17 protein-coding genes and 1 tRNA gene are annotated in these 14,301 nt (G+C 63.2%); 5 read left to right on the top strand and 13 right to left on the bottom strand.

What is annotated here, in order from left to right:
• Nucleotides 1–44: 44 nt before the first annotated feature.
• Entirely contained in the window at nucleotides 45–467 is a 423-nt protein-coding gene (locus Q0974_RS01000; RefSeq protein ID WP_299322118.1) for a DUF3576 domain-containing protein, read from the bottom strand.
• Nucleotides 468–674: 207 nt separating this feature from the next.
• Between Q0974_RS01000 and Q0974_RS00995 the strand changes: the two genes are divergently transcribed.
• The gene (locus Q0974_RS00995; RefSeq protein ID WP_366943554.1) at nucleotides 675–1,394 is read left to right on the top strand and encodes a porin; all 720 of its coding nucleotides are present in this window, start codon (nucleotides 675–677) and stop codon (nucleotides 1,392–1,394) included.
• Here Q0974_RS00995 and Q0974_RS00990 read toward each other — a convergent pair.
• Nucleotides 1,391–1,942 (bottom strand): thiamine phosphate synthase, encoded by a 552-nt coding sequence (locus tag Q0974_RS00990; RefSeq protein ID WP_299321551.1) that lies wholly within the window; start codon nucleotides 1,940–1,942, stop codon nucleotides 1,391–1,393. The genes Q0974_RS00995 and Q0974_RS00990 overlap by 4 nt on opposite strands.
• 22 nt (nucleotides 1,943–1,964) lie before the next feature.
• Here Q0974_RS00990 and Q0974_RS00985 point away from each other — a divergent pair, with 22 nt between their 5' ends.
• Together Q0974_RS00985 and Q0974_RS00980 are read left to right on the top strand one after the other, a co-directional pair.
• Nucleotides 1,965–2,645 carry a YggS family pyridoxal phosphate-dependent enzyme gene (locus Q0974_RS00985; protein WP_299321549.1) on the top strand — a complete coding sequence of 227 codons (681 nt, stop codon included), beginning with the start codon at nucleotides 1,965–1,967 and terminating at the stop codon, nucleotides 2,643–2,645.
• 10 nt (nucleotides 2,646–2,655) lie between these two features.
• Complete coding sequence (locus Q0974_RS00980) at nucleotides 2,656–3,324, top strand: HAD family phosphatase (RefSeq protein ID WP_299321546.1); 669 nt, start codon at nucleotides 2,656–2,658, stop codon at nucleotides 3,322–3,324.
• A 10-nt stretch (nucleotides 3,325–3,334) separates the two neighbouring features.
• Here the strand turns inward: Q0974_RS00980 and ribA are convergent, their stop codons facing one another.
• From ribA to Q0974_RS00950, 6 genes are all read right to left on the bottom strand, one after another.
• Complete coding sequence (ribA, locus tag Q0974_RS00975; RefSeq protein WP_299322116.1) at nucleotides 3,335–4,333, bottom strand: GTP cyclohydrolase II; 999 nt, start codon at nucleotides 4,331–4,333, stop codon at nucleotides 3,335–3,337.
• 73 nt (nucleotides 4,334–4,406) lie between these two features.
• Nucleotides 4,407–5,201 (bottom strand): exodeoxyribonuclease III, encoded by a 795-nt coding sequence (locus Q0974_RS00970; protein WP_299321544.1) that lies wholly within the window; start codon nucleotides 5,199–5,201, stop codon nucleotides 4,407–4,409.
• Between the two features lie 475 nt (nucleotides 5,202–5,676).
• Complete coding sequence (locus Q0974_RS00965) at nucleotides 5,677–6,312, bottom strand: outer membrane lipoprotein carrier protein LolA (protein WP_299321541.1); 636 nt, start codon at nucleotides 6,310–6,312, stop codon at nucleotides 5,677–5,679.
• Between the two features lie 77 nt (nucleotides 6,313–6,389).
• Nucleotides 6,390–6,809, bottom strand: a complete 420-nt coding sequence (locus Q0974_RS00960) for an aspartyl protease family protein (protein ID WP_299321539.1) — start codon at nucleotides 6,807–6,809, stop codon at nucleotides 6,390–6,392.
• Nucleotides 6,802–7,047 (bottom strand): hypothetical protein, encoded by a 246-nt coding sequence (locus Q0974_RS00955; protein WP_299321537.1) that lies wholly within the window; start codon nucleotides 7,045–7,047, stop codon nucleotides 6,802–6,804. The genes Q0974_RS00960 and Q0974_RS00955 overlap by 8 nt, the downstream gene beginning before the upstream one ends.
• Before the next feature lie 102 nt (nucleotides 7,048–7,149).
• A complete protein-coding gene (locus tag Q0974_RS00950) occupies nucleotides 7,150–9,444 on the bottom strand; it encodes a DNA translocase FtsK 4TM domain-containing protein (protein WP_299321534.1) in 2,295 nt (764 codons plus the stop codon).
• A gap of 121 nt (nucleotides 9,445–9,565) precedes the next feature.
• Between Q0974_RS00950 and Q0974_RS00945 the strand changes: the two genes are divergently transcribed.
• Nucleotides 9,566–10,798 carry a UbiH/UbiF/VisC/COQ6 family ubiquinone biosynthesis hydroxylase gene (locus Q0974_RS00945; RefSeq protein ID WP_299321531.1) on the top strand — a complete coding sequence of 411 codons (1,233 nt, stop codon included), beginning with the start codon at nucleotides 9,566–9,568 and terminating at the stop codon, nucleotides 10,796–10,798.
• 72 nt (nucleotides 10,799–10,870) lie between these two features.
• Here the strand turns inward: Q0974_RS00945 and Q0974_RS00940 are convergent, their stop codons facing one another.
• The 5 genes from Q0974_RS00940 to Q0974_RS00920 all read right to left on the bottom strand — a co-directional run bounded on the left by Q0974_RS00940 (nucleotide 10,871) and on the right by Q0974_RS00920 (nucleotide 14,053).
• Nucleotides 10,871–11,176 (bottom strand): UrcA family protein, encoded by a 306-nt coding sequence (locus Q0974_RS00940; RefSeq protein WP_299321527.1) that lies wholly within the window; start codon nucleotides 11,174–11,176, stop codon nucleotides 10,871–10,873.
• Nucleotides 11,177–11,378: 202 nt separating this feature from the next.
• A complete protein-coding gene (locus tag Q0974_RS00935; RefSeq protein ID WP_299321525.1) occupies nucleotides 11,379–12,275 on the bottom strand; it encodes an aminoglycoside phosphotransferase family protein in 897 nt (298 codons plus the stop codon).
• A gap of 18 nt (nucleotides 12,276–12,293) precedes the next feature.
• On the bottom strand, nucleotides 12,294–12,494 hold the full coding sequence (locus Q0974_RS00930; protein ID WP_299321522.1) for a Trm112 family protein: 201 nt from the start codon (nucleotides 12,492–12,494) through the stop codon (nucleotides 12,294–12,296).
• Nucleotides 12,495–12,503: 9 nt separating this feature from the next.
• Nucleotides 12,504–13,139: an LON peptidase substrate-binding domain-containing protein gene (locus tag Q0974_RS00925; protein WP_299321520.1), complete on the bottom strand. Its 636-nt coding sequence runs from the start codon at nucleotides 13,137–13,139 to the stop codon at nucleotides 12,504–12,506.
• A complete protein-coding gene (locus Q0974_RS00920) occupies nucleotides 13,139–14,053 on the bottom strand; it encodes a tetratricopeptide repeat protein (protein ID WP_299321517.1) in 915 nt (304 codons plus the stop codon). The genes Q0974_RS00925 and Q0974_RS00920 overlap by 1 nt, the downstream gene beginning before the upstream one ends.
• A 173-nt stretch (nucleotides 14,054–14,226) precedes the next feature.
• Here Q0974_RS00920 and Q0974_RS00915 point away from each other — a divergent pair.
• Nucleotides 14,227–14,301, top strand: a tRNA-Gly gene (locus tag Q0974_RS00915).

The raw sequence follows: 14,301 nt of genomic DNA, 5'->3' as shown, positions 1-14,301 counted from the left end.
TGTCAAAACTTTCGTCTAGTGCGGCGCTGTGGCCATGACCGGCCTCAGCCGATCACGGTATTGCGGCGCAATTCGCGGGCCCGGGTGAGAATAATCTCCTCGAGCCGCTGGACAGTGGCGGCCTGAACCGGCGCTTCGAGCCATTGCGCACCGTTGTAGAGCTGGCGCGAGGCGGCGACGGTCAGCGCATCGGCGCGCAGGTCGCGATCGAGTATCGTCACCGTCAGTTTCATGCGCTCCGTGGGCGCGGCCGGATTCGCATACCAGTCGGTCACGATCACGCCGCCGGCCGAATCGACCTGCGCCATAGGCATGAAGGACAGGGTTTCGAGGCTTGCGCGCCAGAGATAGCTGTTAACCCCGATCGTCGAGATCTGCGCCGGAGCGAGTTCCTGACTGGGGCGATCGCCGCCGCCACAGGCCATCAGAGTCAGCGGCAGAAGGGCGGCAAAGGCGGCATTGCGCATACGGAACATGATACTTACCTGCGAGGAAATGAAAGCGAAACAAAGCCCGGTTATAGCCGCTTGGGCAACCCCCGCAAGCGCGCTCTTCCGAGTCGCGAAAAAGCGGGTTGTGGAGCTTGCGCAACACTGGGCCGGATTCGACTCCGGCCTGTGGAAAGACTCGCAAGCTTCATGCTAGGGCAATGTCGGAGGGAGAATAACAGGATTATGTACGGGCGCGTCACATTGGCAGCTTTGGCGGGATCGGCGCTGTTTGTCGCCGGTTTGACGGCTATGCCCGATGCGGCCGAATCGCAGGCCCGTTCGCTGTCTCTCAGTGCCCCAGGCGCCATGGGCACCTTTACGCCGGCCTCTGGCGATCCCGCGATGGCCCGCGCTCTGCGCCGCGCCGGCATTTCCAGCCGCGGCATGCGGTTTACGCCTTCTTCCTCGCGGCAGGGCGATCGCCCGGTCACGGTGGCTGTGCGCGCCCGCGCCACGACCACGGCGCAAGCAGAACGCAACGCGGAAATCGCGATGGCGCAGACCTCCTCGACCGGCGTTACGGCGATCACGCCATCGGCCTATAATCTCGGCGTCTCGGTCGGCTGGCGGCGATTCGCCATTTCCGGCGATGTCGCCCGGGTCGATAATGGCGTTATTCCGGGCCGGGCCCGCGAATCGGCGGATGTCGGCGTCAGCTATTCCGGCCGGCGCTGGAGCACCCGGGTTCAGGTTTCGGCCGATCGACCGGCCGCAGAATCCGGGCCAAGCCTGATCGACAATGAAGAACGTCTCGCGGTCGATGTCGGCGGGTCGTACAGCATTGCCCGCAATGTCGCGATCACCGGCGGTGTCCGCTATCAGCGCCAGCATCGGCTCGAACAGCCCGATGTCGAACGCCGCGACAGCCAGGCTGTCTATGTCGGAACGGCCTTCCGCTTCTAGTTTCGCGCCGGCGTAAGCGCGCCGATCGCCGCCCATCCATATAGTCCGAGCGTTCGCAAGCTGCGCGCGCGAGCCGCATCCATTCCGCCCAATGCGATGACCGGGATATGCGATCGCGTTGCGAGCTGACCGAAATGCACACGGCCCAGCGTTCGACCACCCGGATGCGAGTCTGTCGGAAATATGGGTGATAGAAAGACGAGATTGGCGCCGATCCGCTCGGCGAGCCGCAGCTCGATTTGGTTATGGACCGCAACCGTGCGCAGCAGGTCGCGCGGCGTGCGGTGACCTGTTCGGCGATGAAAACCGTCCGCGCGAACCGAGCGGGCCAGTTTCGCTGACCCAGCCACGATCAGAACGAGCCGCCGCGCGCGCGCAATCTTTCGGATACGCGCGATCAGCCGACGCCGTTGGCGCGGGGCGAGGCTGTAGTGTCGTGCGATCACGCCGCTGCCGCGCGGCAGGGCCTTGAGCGCCGGCCATAGCGACTCGCCCTGCCGTTCGTCAGTCATCATCCAGAGCCGGGGAAGTGGGTGGCCGCGTCGCACGCGGCTTCCTATAGCAGGCGTCATGGCCACAGGCGATAATCCCTCCGCTCCCGAAGACCGGCTATCGGCCGTCGAGGACGCCATCGCGCGCGCGGCAAAGCGTGCGGGGCGCGAACCGGCCGATATCGCCCTCATAGCGATCTCCAAGACGCACGATGCAGCGGCAATCCGCCCGGTGATCGCCGCCGGCCAACGCGTCTTCGGCGAAAATCGTGTGCAGGAAGCGCAGGACAAATGGCCGGCGCTCAAGGCCGAAACGCCCGATATCGAATTGCACCTTGTCGGCCAGCTGCAATCGAACAAGACGGAGGACGCGGTCGCGCTGTTCGATGCGATTCACAGCGTCGACCGCCCGTCGCTCGTCAAGGCGCTGGCCAAGACGTTCGCCAAGACGGACCGACGCCCGTCGCTGTTCGTGCAGGTGAATATCGGCGACGAAGATCAGAAGGGCGGCTGCGCGATTGCCAACCTGCCCGATCTGCTTGCCCGGTCGCGCGATGCGGGACTCGATATCGCCGGCCTTATGTGCATCCCACCATATGGTCTCGAGCCGGCGCCCTATTTTGCCCTGCTTGCGAAGCTGGCGGAGGAAAACGGCCTCAGCGCGCTGAGCATGGGCATGTCGTCTGATTATGAGACTGCGGTCATGTGCGGCGCCACGCATGTGCGCGTGGGTACCGCGCTGTTCGGCGCGCGCAATTGAGATTTGCCGGATGAGGTTCAAGGCCATCATCTTCGATTTCGATGGGGTGATCGCCGACAGCGAAGTCATTGCCAATGTCGCTCTCGCCGAGTTTCTGTCGCAAAATGGCAGCCCGACGACGCTTGATCAGGCGCTCGACCGCTATTGCGGCAAACGGTGGAGCGACTGCTTGCCACTGATCGAAGAGCAGTGCGGCAGGACCTTTCCGGAAGGCACGGTCGAGCGGCTTGTCGACGAGGCCGTCGAGACGCTGGCCGATCAAATCAAGACGATCGATGGCGTGGCCGGTTTCGTGGAAACCCAGGCGCATCGCAACCGCGCGATCGCCTCTTCCAGCGCCCGTGACTGGCTCGACCGGTGTTTGGAGCGGTTTCGCCTCGACCATCATTTCGGCGAGCATGTCTATAGTGCAGCGGGATTTGCGCGCGGGAAGCCGTATCCCGACATCTATCTGCACGTCGCGCAGCAATTGTCGGTTGCGCCCGAAAAGGCCCTCGTCATCGAGGATAGTCCTACGGGAGCCGCGGCGGGTTCCGCCGCCGGAATGACGGTCGTCGGTTTGCTCGCTGGCGGCCATATCCGCGATGGGCATGATGAGAAGCTGAAAGCCGCCGGCGCACATCACATCGTTTCAGATTATCGCGAACTGGGATCGCTCCTCGCCGCGATCGAGGCGTAAAGCGCCGATCTCAGAGCTGGTGGCCGGTCCGGTCGCGCTTGGTTGCGAGATAGCGCTCATTATGCGGGTTCTCGCCATAGATATGGCCGACGCGTTCACGAACGGTAATGCCGGCAGCTTCGAGCCCCGCGACTTTCTCCGGATTGTTGGTGAGCAGGCGAATCTCGAGCTGGCCGAGTAGACCCAGCATGCGTGCGGCGACGCCGAAATCGCGTTCGTCGACGGCGAAACCGAGACGGGTATTCGCGTCGACCGTGTCGAAACCCTGATCTTGCAGCGCATAGGCGCGCAGTTTGTTGACGAGCCCGATGCCGCGCCCCTCCTGTCGCAGATAGATCAATATGCCCCAGCCTTCGGTGGCCATCCCGGCCAACGCCTGCGCCAATTGCGGCCCGCAATCGCATTTGAGTGAACCCAGCGCATCGCCGGTCAGGCATTCGCTATGCAGGCGGACCAGCGGCGGCGTGCCGTTGGGTGCGCCGATGATCAGCGCAATATGTTCAGCCGAATCGGCGCGATGGCGGAATGCGACGATCTCGGCTTGCTCTGCAGCGGCCACCGGCAGCCGGGCGCGCGCCGCGATAACAAGATCGTTCGGGTCGTCATAGGCATCGATATCCGCGAGCGTTACCACATCGCCGCCATCCCCTTTCGATACAAACAGAGCCGGCAGCAAATTCGCCAGCCGCGCCAGTTTCAGAGCGGCCGTACAGGCCTCGGGATTCGCAAGTGACACCGCGTGAAACGGACCTTTGAGCGGCGTCCTCAAATCGAAGGCGGGGTCGGCGATGGCGATCGCCGCGGCAAGATCGTGCCAATTTTCGCGTCGTATGCGGACGGGCGCGCCGGGTGTGGCGGCCTCGCGCTGGTTGACGAGTTTCAGCGTTTCGGCGCGGCCTGCGCCAATCAGTATATCCGCTGGACCGTCGGCATCGAACGCATCCAGTCCTTGTGTATGGGCGGTTTCGACGGCGAGAATCCGCACGGCGCCGCTCGTATCGCCGCACATAACCGGCCATCCGCGCCGGAGTGCGTCGATGGCGCGTGCGACCTTGCGGCTGTCGCCGCCAGAAAGCGGTGCGTCAGACACGGAATTCGGTGACCAGCGGAATATGATCGGACGGCTTGTACCAACCGCGGCTCGGTTCGTGGACGGTATGCGCGACGGCCTTTTCGGCCAGATCGGGGCTCGCCCACATATGATCGAGCCGCCGGCCGCGATCCGAGGCGGCCCAATCCTTCGCGCGATAGCTCCACCAGCTGTAATAGCGTTCGGGCGGCGGTACGAAGTGTCGGCCGAGATCGACCCAGTCATTCGCTTCTTGCAGCCGGTCCAGATGCTCGACTTCGATCGGCGTGTGGCTGACGACCTTGAGTAGTTGCTTGTGGCTCCAGACGTCAGATTCAAGCGGTGCGACATTGAAATCGCCAACGAGCAGGGTCGGCCGGTTCAGCGCATTCGACCAATCGGTCATACGCTCCAGAAAATCGAGCTTCTGGCCGAATTTGGGATTTTGCTCACGATCCGGAACATCGCCCCCAGCGGGGACATAGACATTTTCGAGATGAAAGCCGCAATCGAGCCGGACGCCGACATGCCGCGCTTCGCCATTGGCCTGCCAGTCGAGCCGTTGCTCTTCGTGCAGCGGTAGCTTGCTGACGATGGCGACGCCGTGGTGCATCTTCTGGCCGTTCAGCGCCTGATGCTCATAACCGAGCGCCGCGAGCGCGTCGGCCGGGAAGGTCTCGTCGACCGTTTTCGTTTCCTGCAGGCATAATATGTCGGGCGCTTCTTCGGTGAGAAAGCGTTCGACGATGCCGATGCGGAAGCGGACCGAATTGATGTTCCAGGTCGCGATCTTGAGGGTAGACGCCATGGCAGAAGCCTCTAGCGGGGCTTGAGGCGAAGCGCCACTGGGGGGCTATTATTTGTCAGACTCGACCTATCGGTCGAGCGCCGCACCGGCCCACTCCCCCTCCCGACCTCCCAATAAGCATACCCTGTGGGAGGCCGGGAGGGGGAGTGGGTCGGTGCGGCGACGTTGCGCGAGCAACGTTCTGACAAACAAATCCCGGTGCGGCGATTTTCTACCAAGCTAAAATAGATGGCCCCCGCTCCGGGGGCATTTGGAGCAGGGGCCAAACCTAGTCGTTCGTCACGCTAGGTACGGAAACGCGGCGGATGCGGACAACAGGGGAATTCCGCATGGCCATCAGGCGCTTCCATGCATGTAGTTTTAACGGCCCTTTCCTGACGCGCGGATGAATGAAAAGCGGCAATCCATCTCCAGAAACGCACAGGCGAACGCCGGAGCGCGCTTCACGTGCGGCGGACAGAGATGCTTTGCGGGTCTAGCGGCGGCGGTTGCGTGGACGCGGATCGCGGAACCGGAACGTCCGGTCGGAAATCGCCATGCCGAACCGCTGATTGGCAAGGTTGATCGTCGTCAGATTGTTCTGCGAATCGAGCACGGTCCAGCCCTGCAGCATCAGCCCGCCGGGCGCGGATGGGTTGCGCAGGAAGGTGATCGTGATCGTGCCATATTCGGGATGCTCGGGATCGCGCGCGCGGACGCGCACTTCGCTGTTGCGGCCCGAATCGATCACCCGGGCGTAGCGCGACAGATCGCGATCCGGGTTGAGCAGCACCGAAAGCGGAGAATCGCCGATCGGCCAGCGCTGCACCTGGCGGACGTCATAATCCACGAATGTCAGCGCCCGCCCATCCGACACGACGAGCATGTTGACGCCTTCCTCGTAGGAAAAGCGGATTTTGCCGGGGCGCTTCAAAAACATCTCGCCGCGCACCGATTGGCCGGCGCGGTTCGTTTCGATGAAATCGGCGCGCATCGTATTCACGGCGCGCAGATGCCGCTGCACCTGAGCGAGTGTATCCTGCTGCGCCGCTGCGGGTTCGGGCGCGACGATTGCGGCCGTCGATAGAGCCAGGGGTGCAGCGGCGAGGGCAAGGGCGGCAAGGCGATACATAAGCTATCCGTTCTTCGGTCGGACGCGAGTAATGGATTTCGTCCGTTGAATGCAAACTGAACCTTTGCGGTTCCGAATCAGCCAAACCGCAACACACAATTCCCGTCGCGATTCATCTCGAAGTCGCATTCAGACAAAATGTCCATGCCGACAAGAGCATCCAATCGGAACGAATTTTTCAGTGCGAAGACCATCTTTTCGGGGAATATGTATGGGAAGCGTGGTTCGTTCGGGTCACCGTCCTGATCAACTAAACCGACGCGCACCAGATATCGCTCCGCTTGCTCATCGCCGCGCGCCGAGCCCAAAGGGCGCTTACCCAGGCTTTCCAAGTTGAGCTGGTCGACGATCCGAGGCGTAATACCGGTTGTCGTCGCTCCTGTATCGAGCAAAGCAGTTGTTTCTGCGCCATCTAGGCTATCGGGAGGCCAAGGCGGCAATATCGTTATTGGAATGATAACTCGTCGATTGTCGTGCCGGAAGCGGATGCTAGGCATGTGAGAAGAAACCGAGATCAATCGGTTCGTCAGTCACCTCTTGGATTGAGAAAACGCCGTCAGCGAATTTTGCCTTTGCGTTTCGATATGCTTCGCCAGGGGTCGCAAAGAACTCAATGATCTCGCATGACTTTAGAAGTGCAAACTCGCCACGATGATCGTCGATGAATTTGCTGAGGTTTCGCTGGAAAAAATCGTAATTTTGATCGACCTCTCGCTCTTGTGCGGAACTAGCCATAAAGCCCTCCTTGGCTGCGTTTCAGCATAGCCGATACCAGCATGCTCGTCCGAGCGGACTGAATTTAAACGCGACGAACCGACTCAAAAATGAGTCTAGCCGTTAGATCGGGTTGCCCTCCTGATCGATCAGCACTTCGCGGCGGCCGACATGATTGGCGGCGCTCACCTTGCCCTCGGCCTCCATCCGCTCGATCAGCCGCGCGGCGTTGTTATAGCCGACACGCAGCTGGCGCTGGATATAGCTGGTCGAGGCCTTCTGGCTTTCGGCGACGATCTGGCAGGCCTTGCGGTAGAGCTGGTCTTCGGCCGAATCCTCGCCGGTCGGCTGGCCATCGAATGTGTAACCGCCATCTTCGGGTTCTTCAGTGACGGCTTGCACATATTCGGGCTGACCCTGGTCGCGCCAGTGATCGGCGACGCGGCGGACCTCCTCGTCGGAGACGAACGGGCAATGGACGCGGGCGATCTGCTTGCCGCCAGGCATATAGAGCATGTCGCCCTTGCCGAGCAGCTGCTCGGCGCCCTGCTCGCCGAGGATTGTGCGCGAATCGATCTTGGACGTCACGCTGAACGAAATGCGCGTGGGGAGGTTGGCCTTGATAACACCCGTGATGACGTCGACCGACGGGCGCTGCGTTGCCATGATCAGATGGATGCCGGCGGCGCGTGCCTTTTGCGCCAGCCGCTGAATCAGGAACTCGACTTCCTTCCCCGCCGTCATCATCAGGTCGGCCAGCTCGTCGACCACCACGACGATCTGGGGCAGCGGCTCATATTCGAGCTCCTCTTCCTCATAGACCGGCTGGCCGGTGTCTGCGTCATAGCCCGTCTGGACGCGGCGGCCGAGCGGTTTGCCCTTGGCCTTGGCGGCGCGGACCTTGTCGTTGAACCCTTGCAGCGAGCGCACCGAGAGCGAGGCGAGCATCCGGTAGCGCTCCTCCATCTGCTCGACCGCCCATTTGAGCGCGCGGACGGCCTTGGCCGGTTCCGTCACGACGGGCGACAGGAGGTGCGGGATATCGTCGTAGATCGACAATTCCAGCATCTTCGGATCGATCAGGATCAACTTACATTCTTCGGGCGTCAGCCGGTAGAGCAGCGACAGGATCATGCAGTTGAGGCCGACCGACTTGCCCGAACCGGTTGTGCCCGCGACGAGCAGATGCGGCATCGGCGCGAGATCGGCGATGACTGGGTCGCCCGCGATATTCTTGCCGAGAATGATCGGCAGCTTGGCTGAATGGTCTTCGAACGCGGCGCTCGCAATCATTTCGGAGAGCACGACCATCTCGCGATGCTGGTTCGGCAGCTCGATACCGATCACGCTGCGGCCGGGAATGACGGCGACGCGCGCCGAGATGGCCGACATGTTGCGCGCAATATCGTCGGCAAGCTGAATGACGCGGCTTGCCTTGATCCCGCTCGCCGGTTCCAACTCATACATCGTGACGACAGGGCCGGGACGAACCTCGACAATCTCGCCCTTGACGTGAAAATCGTCGAGCACGGATTCGAGCAGCCGCGCGTTGCGCTCAAGCGCCGCCTTGTCGAGCGCCTGGCCGCCATCGTCCGACGGCGGGTTCAGCAATTCCACGGTCGGCAGCTCGTAGTTGAGGTTGAGCGTGCGCTGGCGCGGTTTCGTATTTGCGGGCGTCCGCGCCGCCTTGCGATCGGCGATCACGGGCGCGCGGCTTTCCGGCTCGGGCGGCGCGACCTTCTTGCGCGGCTGCGGCTTCTTCTTCGCCTCCTGCTTGGGATCGGATATCTTGACCGGGTGCGGGCGGTCCGCGCGGCGGAAAAGGAAGGCGCGCTCGGTCTCGTCCAGATTGAGGCCGCGATACCAGAGATAGAGGCCGCCGCCGCCCAGCAATGCTGCCACGGCCCAGCCGAGATAGCGCGCCAGATCCGGATTGCCGATCAGCCCGAGCAGGCCGCCAGAGGCCGCGCCGCCGCCATAGCCGAGCACGCCGCCCCAACCGAGCGGTAGTCCCCGGACGCCGGGACCGGCCAAGAGTGTCAGCGCCGACCCGATCAGCATGATCGCCAGCGCGATCAGCAACGCCGACCGCGGCCAGCGCCCGAGCGGCGCATCGCGCCAGAGCCGGAGCGCGACGAGTATAACGAGCGGCAGAAGCAGCCCGGCCAATGGTCCGAACAGCAGCAACAGTGCCTCGGACACATAGGCGCCGATCCCGCCCAGCCAGTTTTGCGCCGGGCCCGCAGCGGCCGTATTCATCGCCGGATCGCTCGGGCGATAGCTGACCAGGGCCAAGGCTGTCAGCGTCGTGAGGGCCAGCAGACCGAGCGAAACGAGGAGCGCGGTCGAGCGCGATGCTGCGCGCCGCATCGCTTCGCGCCAGGCCGGCATTTGCGCCGCCAATCCAGTTTGAGCCATCTGCGCCTCCCCGTTTGTGCGCCAAATGTTCCGTATTACTCCCCTAATGCGCTTGCCGCGGACTCGCCGTCAAGCATTAGCGTCTATGCGGCTCGGTCCGGCTGCGTTAAAGCGAGTCCCTATGGCGACGAACGGCGAAAATCATACAGATATCATCATTCTCGGCGGGGGTCTGGTCGGCCAGACACTGGCGCTGGCGCTCGATGCGCATGGGCTTCCGAGCGCCGTTATCGACCGGATGCCGACCGAAGCCTTGCTCGACAGCAGCTATGACGGGAGGGTTTCGGCGGTCGCGAGCGCGAGCTGGAACATGCTTGAAGCGATTGGGCTCGGTGCCGAACTGGACGGCAAAGGCTGTGCAATCGGCTCGATCCGCGCCAGCGACGGGCTGGAGCCGGGCCGCCTCGATTTCGAGCCCGGCGAGGGCGAAGGCCCGCTCGGCATCATGTTCGAAAACCGCCTCCTGCGCGCGACGCTGTTCGCGGCATCACAAAAGGCAGAGCTTATCGCGCTGCACATGGCGAAGAGCGCGACGGATGTGGCGCGCGAACCGGCCGGCGTCACGGTCACGCTGGATGACGGAACCATACTTCGGGGGTCGTTGCTGATCGGCGCGGAAGGCCGCGGATCGCCGACGCGCGAGGCTGCGGGCATCCGGATTGCGCGGTGGCGCTACAAGCATCATGCAATCGTGGCGACGATCAATCACGAAAAGCCGCATGGCGCGATCGCATACGAGATTTTCTATCCGGCGGGACCGTTCGCGTTGCTGCCGATGCTCGACGATGCGAATGGCCATCGCTCGGCGCTGGTCTGGACGGTGGACGAACAGGACGGCCCGGCGATGCTCGGCCTGTCCGAGCGCGCCTTCCTGGCCGAGGCGCGAAAGCGCATGGGCGGCTTTCTGGGCGATCTGGCGCTGGCCGGGCCGCGTGGCTCCTATCCGCTCGGCTTTCACCATGCGGCGAAGATCACGGGCGAGCGGCTGGCGCTGGTCGGCGACAGCGCACACGGCATCCATCCGATCGCTGGGCAGGGCCTCAATCTCGGTTTCCGCGATGTCGCTGCCCTCGCGCAGGTGCTGGTCGAGGGCGTGCGTCTCGGCATGGATCCCGGCGATGCCCAGCTGCTCAAACGCTATGAGACCTGGCGCAGCCTCGATACGCTGATGGTCGCGATGGCGACCGACGGGCTTACCCGGCTGTTCGGCATAAAGGGCAAGACGGCATCGAAGATTCGCCGCTTCGGCATGACGGCCGTCGACCGCATCCCGCCGCTCAAGCGCCGCTTCATCGACGAAGCGCGCGGCAGCAGCGGAAAGCTGCCGCTCCTGCTGCAGGGCATGACCGTCTAGCCGCAAAAAAACCGCCGCCCCGTTGTGTCGGAGCGGCGGCAATGGGCGGGACTGGAGAGTGTCCCGAAGGGGCTATTCGGCCGAAGCGACTACGCCGGGCATCGGGATCGTGATGCTTTCGAGCGTGCGCTCCTGGCATTCGCGGGCCGAATTGCGGCTGCGCGGATCGAAGCTGTAGCCGGTGCCGCAGACTTCGCGGACCGCCGAATTGATGCGGCGCTGCAGCGTGTTGCGGTCCGCCGCATTGGCGAGGTTCAGATCGGCATGGCTGACGGCGATCGAATTGCCAGCCGGTGCGGCATGGGCAACAGCCGGTTGCGCAACGGCGGCGCCGAAAACGAGGGCGGTCGGGATCAGAAGGGCGGTAATGTTTTTCATCGTCAGGCTCCTTGGGAGGGGTGAGGGGTTGCGTTGACGAGAATCGAACTAACATAGGTTGCGATTTGCAACTAACATCGATATTGCATATGCGTTATGCAGATTTGCATAACGCGGGTGCCGTACCGCACTGGCCGCAATATTACCGCGTCGCGACGTCAGTACGGTGAGATTGGGTTATGGTTGCTTACCAGTAGGCGTCTCAGCCGGTGATCAGCGCATCGTCCGCCAGTAACCGGCGCAGCGTTGTTTCAGATCGATCGCGCTCGGCAGCATTGGTGCCGGGGCGGCCCGCCAGAACGATCGCGGCCTTCCAGAGCGCCCAGCCCCCGCCGCGCAGCCATGTCGCATCGTCGATGTCGATCGCGGCCCGGAACGCGCGGCGCGTATCGGCCTCGAAGAACGTCCAGCCGATCGCGAGGTCGCAGGCTGGATCGCCGCCGCCGCAACAGCCGAAATCGATGACGGCGGACAATGCGCCATCTTTGACCAGCAGGTTGCTGGGCGCGAAATCGCCGTGCAGCCAGCGCGGCGCGCCAGTCCATGATGTGGCGCGCGCGGCCTCCCAGATTGCAATAGCTGCCCGGCTGTCGATCTTGCCATCGAGATCGGCAAGCGCGGTCCGCGTTTCGGCATCGTAAGCGGTCAAAGGCCCGCCCCGGTGAAAATTATGCGCGCCCGGTGGCGGTCCATCCGTGCCGTCTATCTGCTGTAGCGCGTTCAGAAACTCGGCCAGCGAAATCGCGAATCGTTCCGGGTCGGCAATCCTATCTGCCTGCGCTGTTTCGCCATCCAGCCAGCCATATATCGACCAGTGCCAGGGATAGCCTATGCCGGGTTCGCCCTTTGCGAGCGGGCTTGGGATAGCGACCGGCAATTCGCGCGCGAGCTTCGGCAGCCAATATTGCTCTTTCTCCACCTGCGGCGCGTAACGCTGAGCGCTGGGCAGCCGCACGACCATGTCGTCACCGAGTCGAAAACTGCGATTGTCCCAGCCGCCGGGCAGGATCGGCGTGACTGCGAGGTCCGCCCATTGCGGGAACTGCGCCGCGATCAGGCGGCGTACGAGCCCGGCATCGATGTTCGGCGTATCCGACACGGCGATGGTTCCAGTCGCTCAGGCGGTCTTGTCCGGATCGCCGATCGGCCGCGCTTCCTCGACCAGCATCACCGGAACGCTGTCGCGTATCGGAAAGGCGAGCCCGGCCGCTTCGGACACCAGCTCTTGCGCCTCCGCATCGTAGCGCAGTTCGGTGCGCGTCACCGGGCAGACGAGAATGTCGAGCAGTGCGAGATCGGGTTCGGCGGCGGCACCCATCGGCGCGACCTATTGCAGCGTCGCGCGATCGTCGCCGCCAGCCTGTTGGTGCATGCGGAAGAATTGCATGAACTGGATCAGCAATTCGGAGCGATCGTCGATCGTCGCCGCTTCGACCAACGCCTGTTTGGCGACAGTGTCGAAGGGCGATACTTGGCTCACCATGTTGACGAGCGTCTCATCGTCGAGCGTTTCGACAGCTTCCCAGTCCACCGCATAGCCGAGCGCGGCCGCGAATTTCTTCGATTCGTCGATCAGCCCGCCGCGCATCGCGATCGACAGAGGTTCGACGGCGTCATCGTCGCCAAATTCCGCGGTGACCGCTTCGACCTGCCGGAACGGCGTTGCCACATCGAGTTCGCGGACGAGGCGGAAACGGCTGAGCCCGTCGAGGATCAGATTGTACCGGCCGTCTTCCATTGCCTCGACTTCGGAGATTTTGCCGATGCAGCCGATATCGAACAGCTCCGGCCGATCGCCGTCGCCACGCGGCTGGATCATCGCGATCCGCCGGTCGCGCGCCATCGAATCCTGCACCAAAGCCTGATAGCGCGGCTCGAAAATGTGCAGCGGCAGCTGCGCGCGCGGTAGCAGGATCGCACCGGCCAGCGGGAAGATGGAGAGTCGGACGGGGCTTTCGCTCATCAGCCGAACAATATCGCGGAAAGCCGACGGCGCTGGGCGGCGACCCATTCGTCTTCGAGCCCGACGACTTCGAACAGCTGCAGCAGCTTCTGCCGCGCCGCGCCTTCGTTCCATTCCTTGTCGACTTCGATGATGTGGAAGAGATGCTCGGCCGCCGCGTCGCGATCGTCGTTCGCCATCAGTGCGGTCGCCAGCTCCAGTCGCGCTTCGTGATCGCCGGGATTCGCCTCGACCTTGGCGCGGAGCGGGCCGGTATCTTCCGCTTCGCTCGCTTCGCTGGCGAGATCCACGGCCGATTGCGCGCGGGCGATGGCCGGGTTCTTCGCCGCCTCTTCGGGAATCTGCGCGAGCATTTCCTTGGCTTCATCAATCTTGCCCATTGCGACGAGCGCGCGGACGAAGCCGGAAACCGCCTTGGGCTCGGTCGGCGCCATCTCCATGATCTGGCCGAAGATAGAAAGCGCGCGCTCGCCATCGCCATCGGCAAGCACCTGTTCGCCCATCTCGATCAGCGGCTCGATCTCGGCTTGCTGCTGTTTCTCATCGCTCTCGATCGGCAGCTGGGAGAGAATCTGGTCGAGCATCTGTTTGAGCGAACCCTCGGTCCGCGCCTGGCCGAGATCGGCGACCGGTTTGCCCTGGAACATCGCATAGACGGTCGGGATCGACTGGATCTGGAATTGCGAGGCGATGAACTTGTCCTCGTCGACATTCACCTTTTTGAGGACGACGCCCTTGTCGGCATAATCGGCGGCGACCTTTTCGAGGATCGGGGTCAGCTGTTTGCAGGGGCCGCACCATTCGGCCCAGAAATCGAGGATAACGAGCTTCGACATCGACGGTTCGACGACCTCGGCCCGGAATTTCTCGACCTCGGCCTTCTGATCTTCGGTCAGTCCCAATTGCGTGGCCACTTCATTCGACTCCTGTTCGGGGGTTTCGCCATATATGGGGGAAGCGCGCTGCAAACCCAAGGGGCGCGCCTTTGACGCGCGATTTTCCCTTGCCCGACACGACGGCGCATGCTAGCTGCGCCGCCTCTTCACCGGATGGCAACAGTTTGCCGCCATAACAGAAGAGCGCTTAAGCGGGCGTAGCTCAGGGGTAGAGCACAACCTTGCCAAGGTTGGGGTCGGGCGTTCGAATCGCCTCGCCCGCTCCA

Source organism: Parasphingopyxis sp., from assembly GCF_028279465.1.
In the GTDB taxonomy this organism is placed as follows: domain Bacteria; phylum Pseudomonadota; class Alphaproteobacteria; order Sphingomonadales; family Sphingomonadaceae; genus Parasphingopyxis.
The sequence above is the reverse complement of the archived record's forward strand: the minus strand, read 5'-3'. Positions and strand labels throughout refer to the sequence as shown.

What these genes read in the sequence shown, in the direction of transcription:
- Q0974_RS00930 (WP_299321522.1), bottom strand. Translation starts at nt 12,494, where the DNA reads ATGGGTGCCGCCGCCGAACCCGATCTCGCACTGCTCGACATTCTCGTC.
- Q0974_RS00985 (WP_299321549.1), top strand. Translation starts at nt 1,965, where the DNA reads ATGGCCACAGGCGATAATCCCTCCGCTCCCGAAGACCGGCTATCGGCC.
- Q0974_RS00980 (WP_299321546.1), top strand. Translation starts at nt 2,656, where the DNA reads ATGAGGTTCAAGGCCATCATCTTCGATTTCGATGGGGTGATCGCCGAC.
- Q0974_RS00940 (WP_299321527.1), bottom strand. Translation starts at nt 11,176, where the DNA reads ATGAAAAACATTACCGCCCTTCTGATCCCGACCGCCCTCGTTTTCGGC.
- Q0974_RS00995 (WP_366943554.1), top strand. Translation starts at nt 675, where the DNA reads ATGTACGGGCGCGTCACATTGGCAGCTTTGGCGGGATCGGCGCTGTTT.
- Q0974_RS00955 (WP_299321537.1), bottom strand. Translation starts at nt 7,047, where the DNA reads ATGGCTAGTTCCGCACAAGAGCGAGAGGTCGATCAAAATTACGATTTT.
- Q0974_RS00945 (WP_299321531.1), top strand. Translation starts at nt 9,566, where the DNA reads ATGGCGACGAACGGCGAAAATCATACAGATATCATCATTCTCGGCGGG.
- Q0974_RS00925 (WP_299321520.1), bottom strand. Translation starts at nt 13,139, where the DNA reads ATGAGCGAAAGCCCCGTCCGACTCTCCATCTTCCCGCTGGCCGGTGCG.
- Q0974_RS00950 (WP_299321534.1), bottom strand. Translation starts at nt 9,444, where the DNA reads ATGGCTCAAACTGGATTGGCGGCGCAAATGCCGGCCTGGCGCGAAGCG.
- ribA (WP_299322116.1), bottom strand. Translation starts at nt 4,333, where the DNA reads ATGTGCGGCGATACGAGCGGCGCCGTGCGGATTCTCGCCGTCGAAACC.
- Q0974_RS00965 (WP_299321541.1), bottom strand. Translation starts at nt 6,312, where the DNA reads ATGTATCGCCTTGCCGCCCTTGCCCTCGCCGCTGCACCCCTGGCTCTA.
- Q0974_RS01000 (WP_299322118.1), bottom strand. Translation starts at nt 467, where the DNA reads ATGCGCAATGCCGCCTTTGCCGCCCTTCTGCCGCTGACTCTGATGGCC.
- Q0974_RS00960 (WP_299321539.1), bottom strand. Translation starts at nt 6,809, where the DNA reads ATGCCTAGCATCCGCTTCCGGCACGACAATCGACGAGTTATCATTCCA.
- Q0974_RS00970 (WP_299321544.1), bottom strand. Translation starts at nt 5,201, where the DNA reads ATGGCGTCTACCCTCAAGATCGCGACCTGGAACATCAATTCGGTCCGC.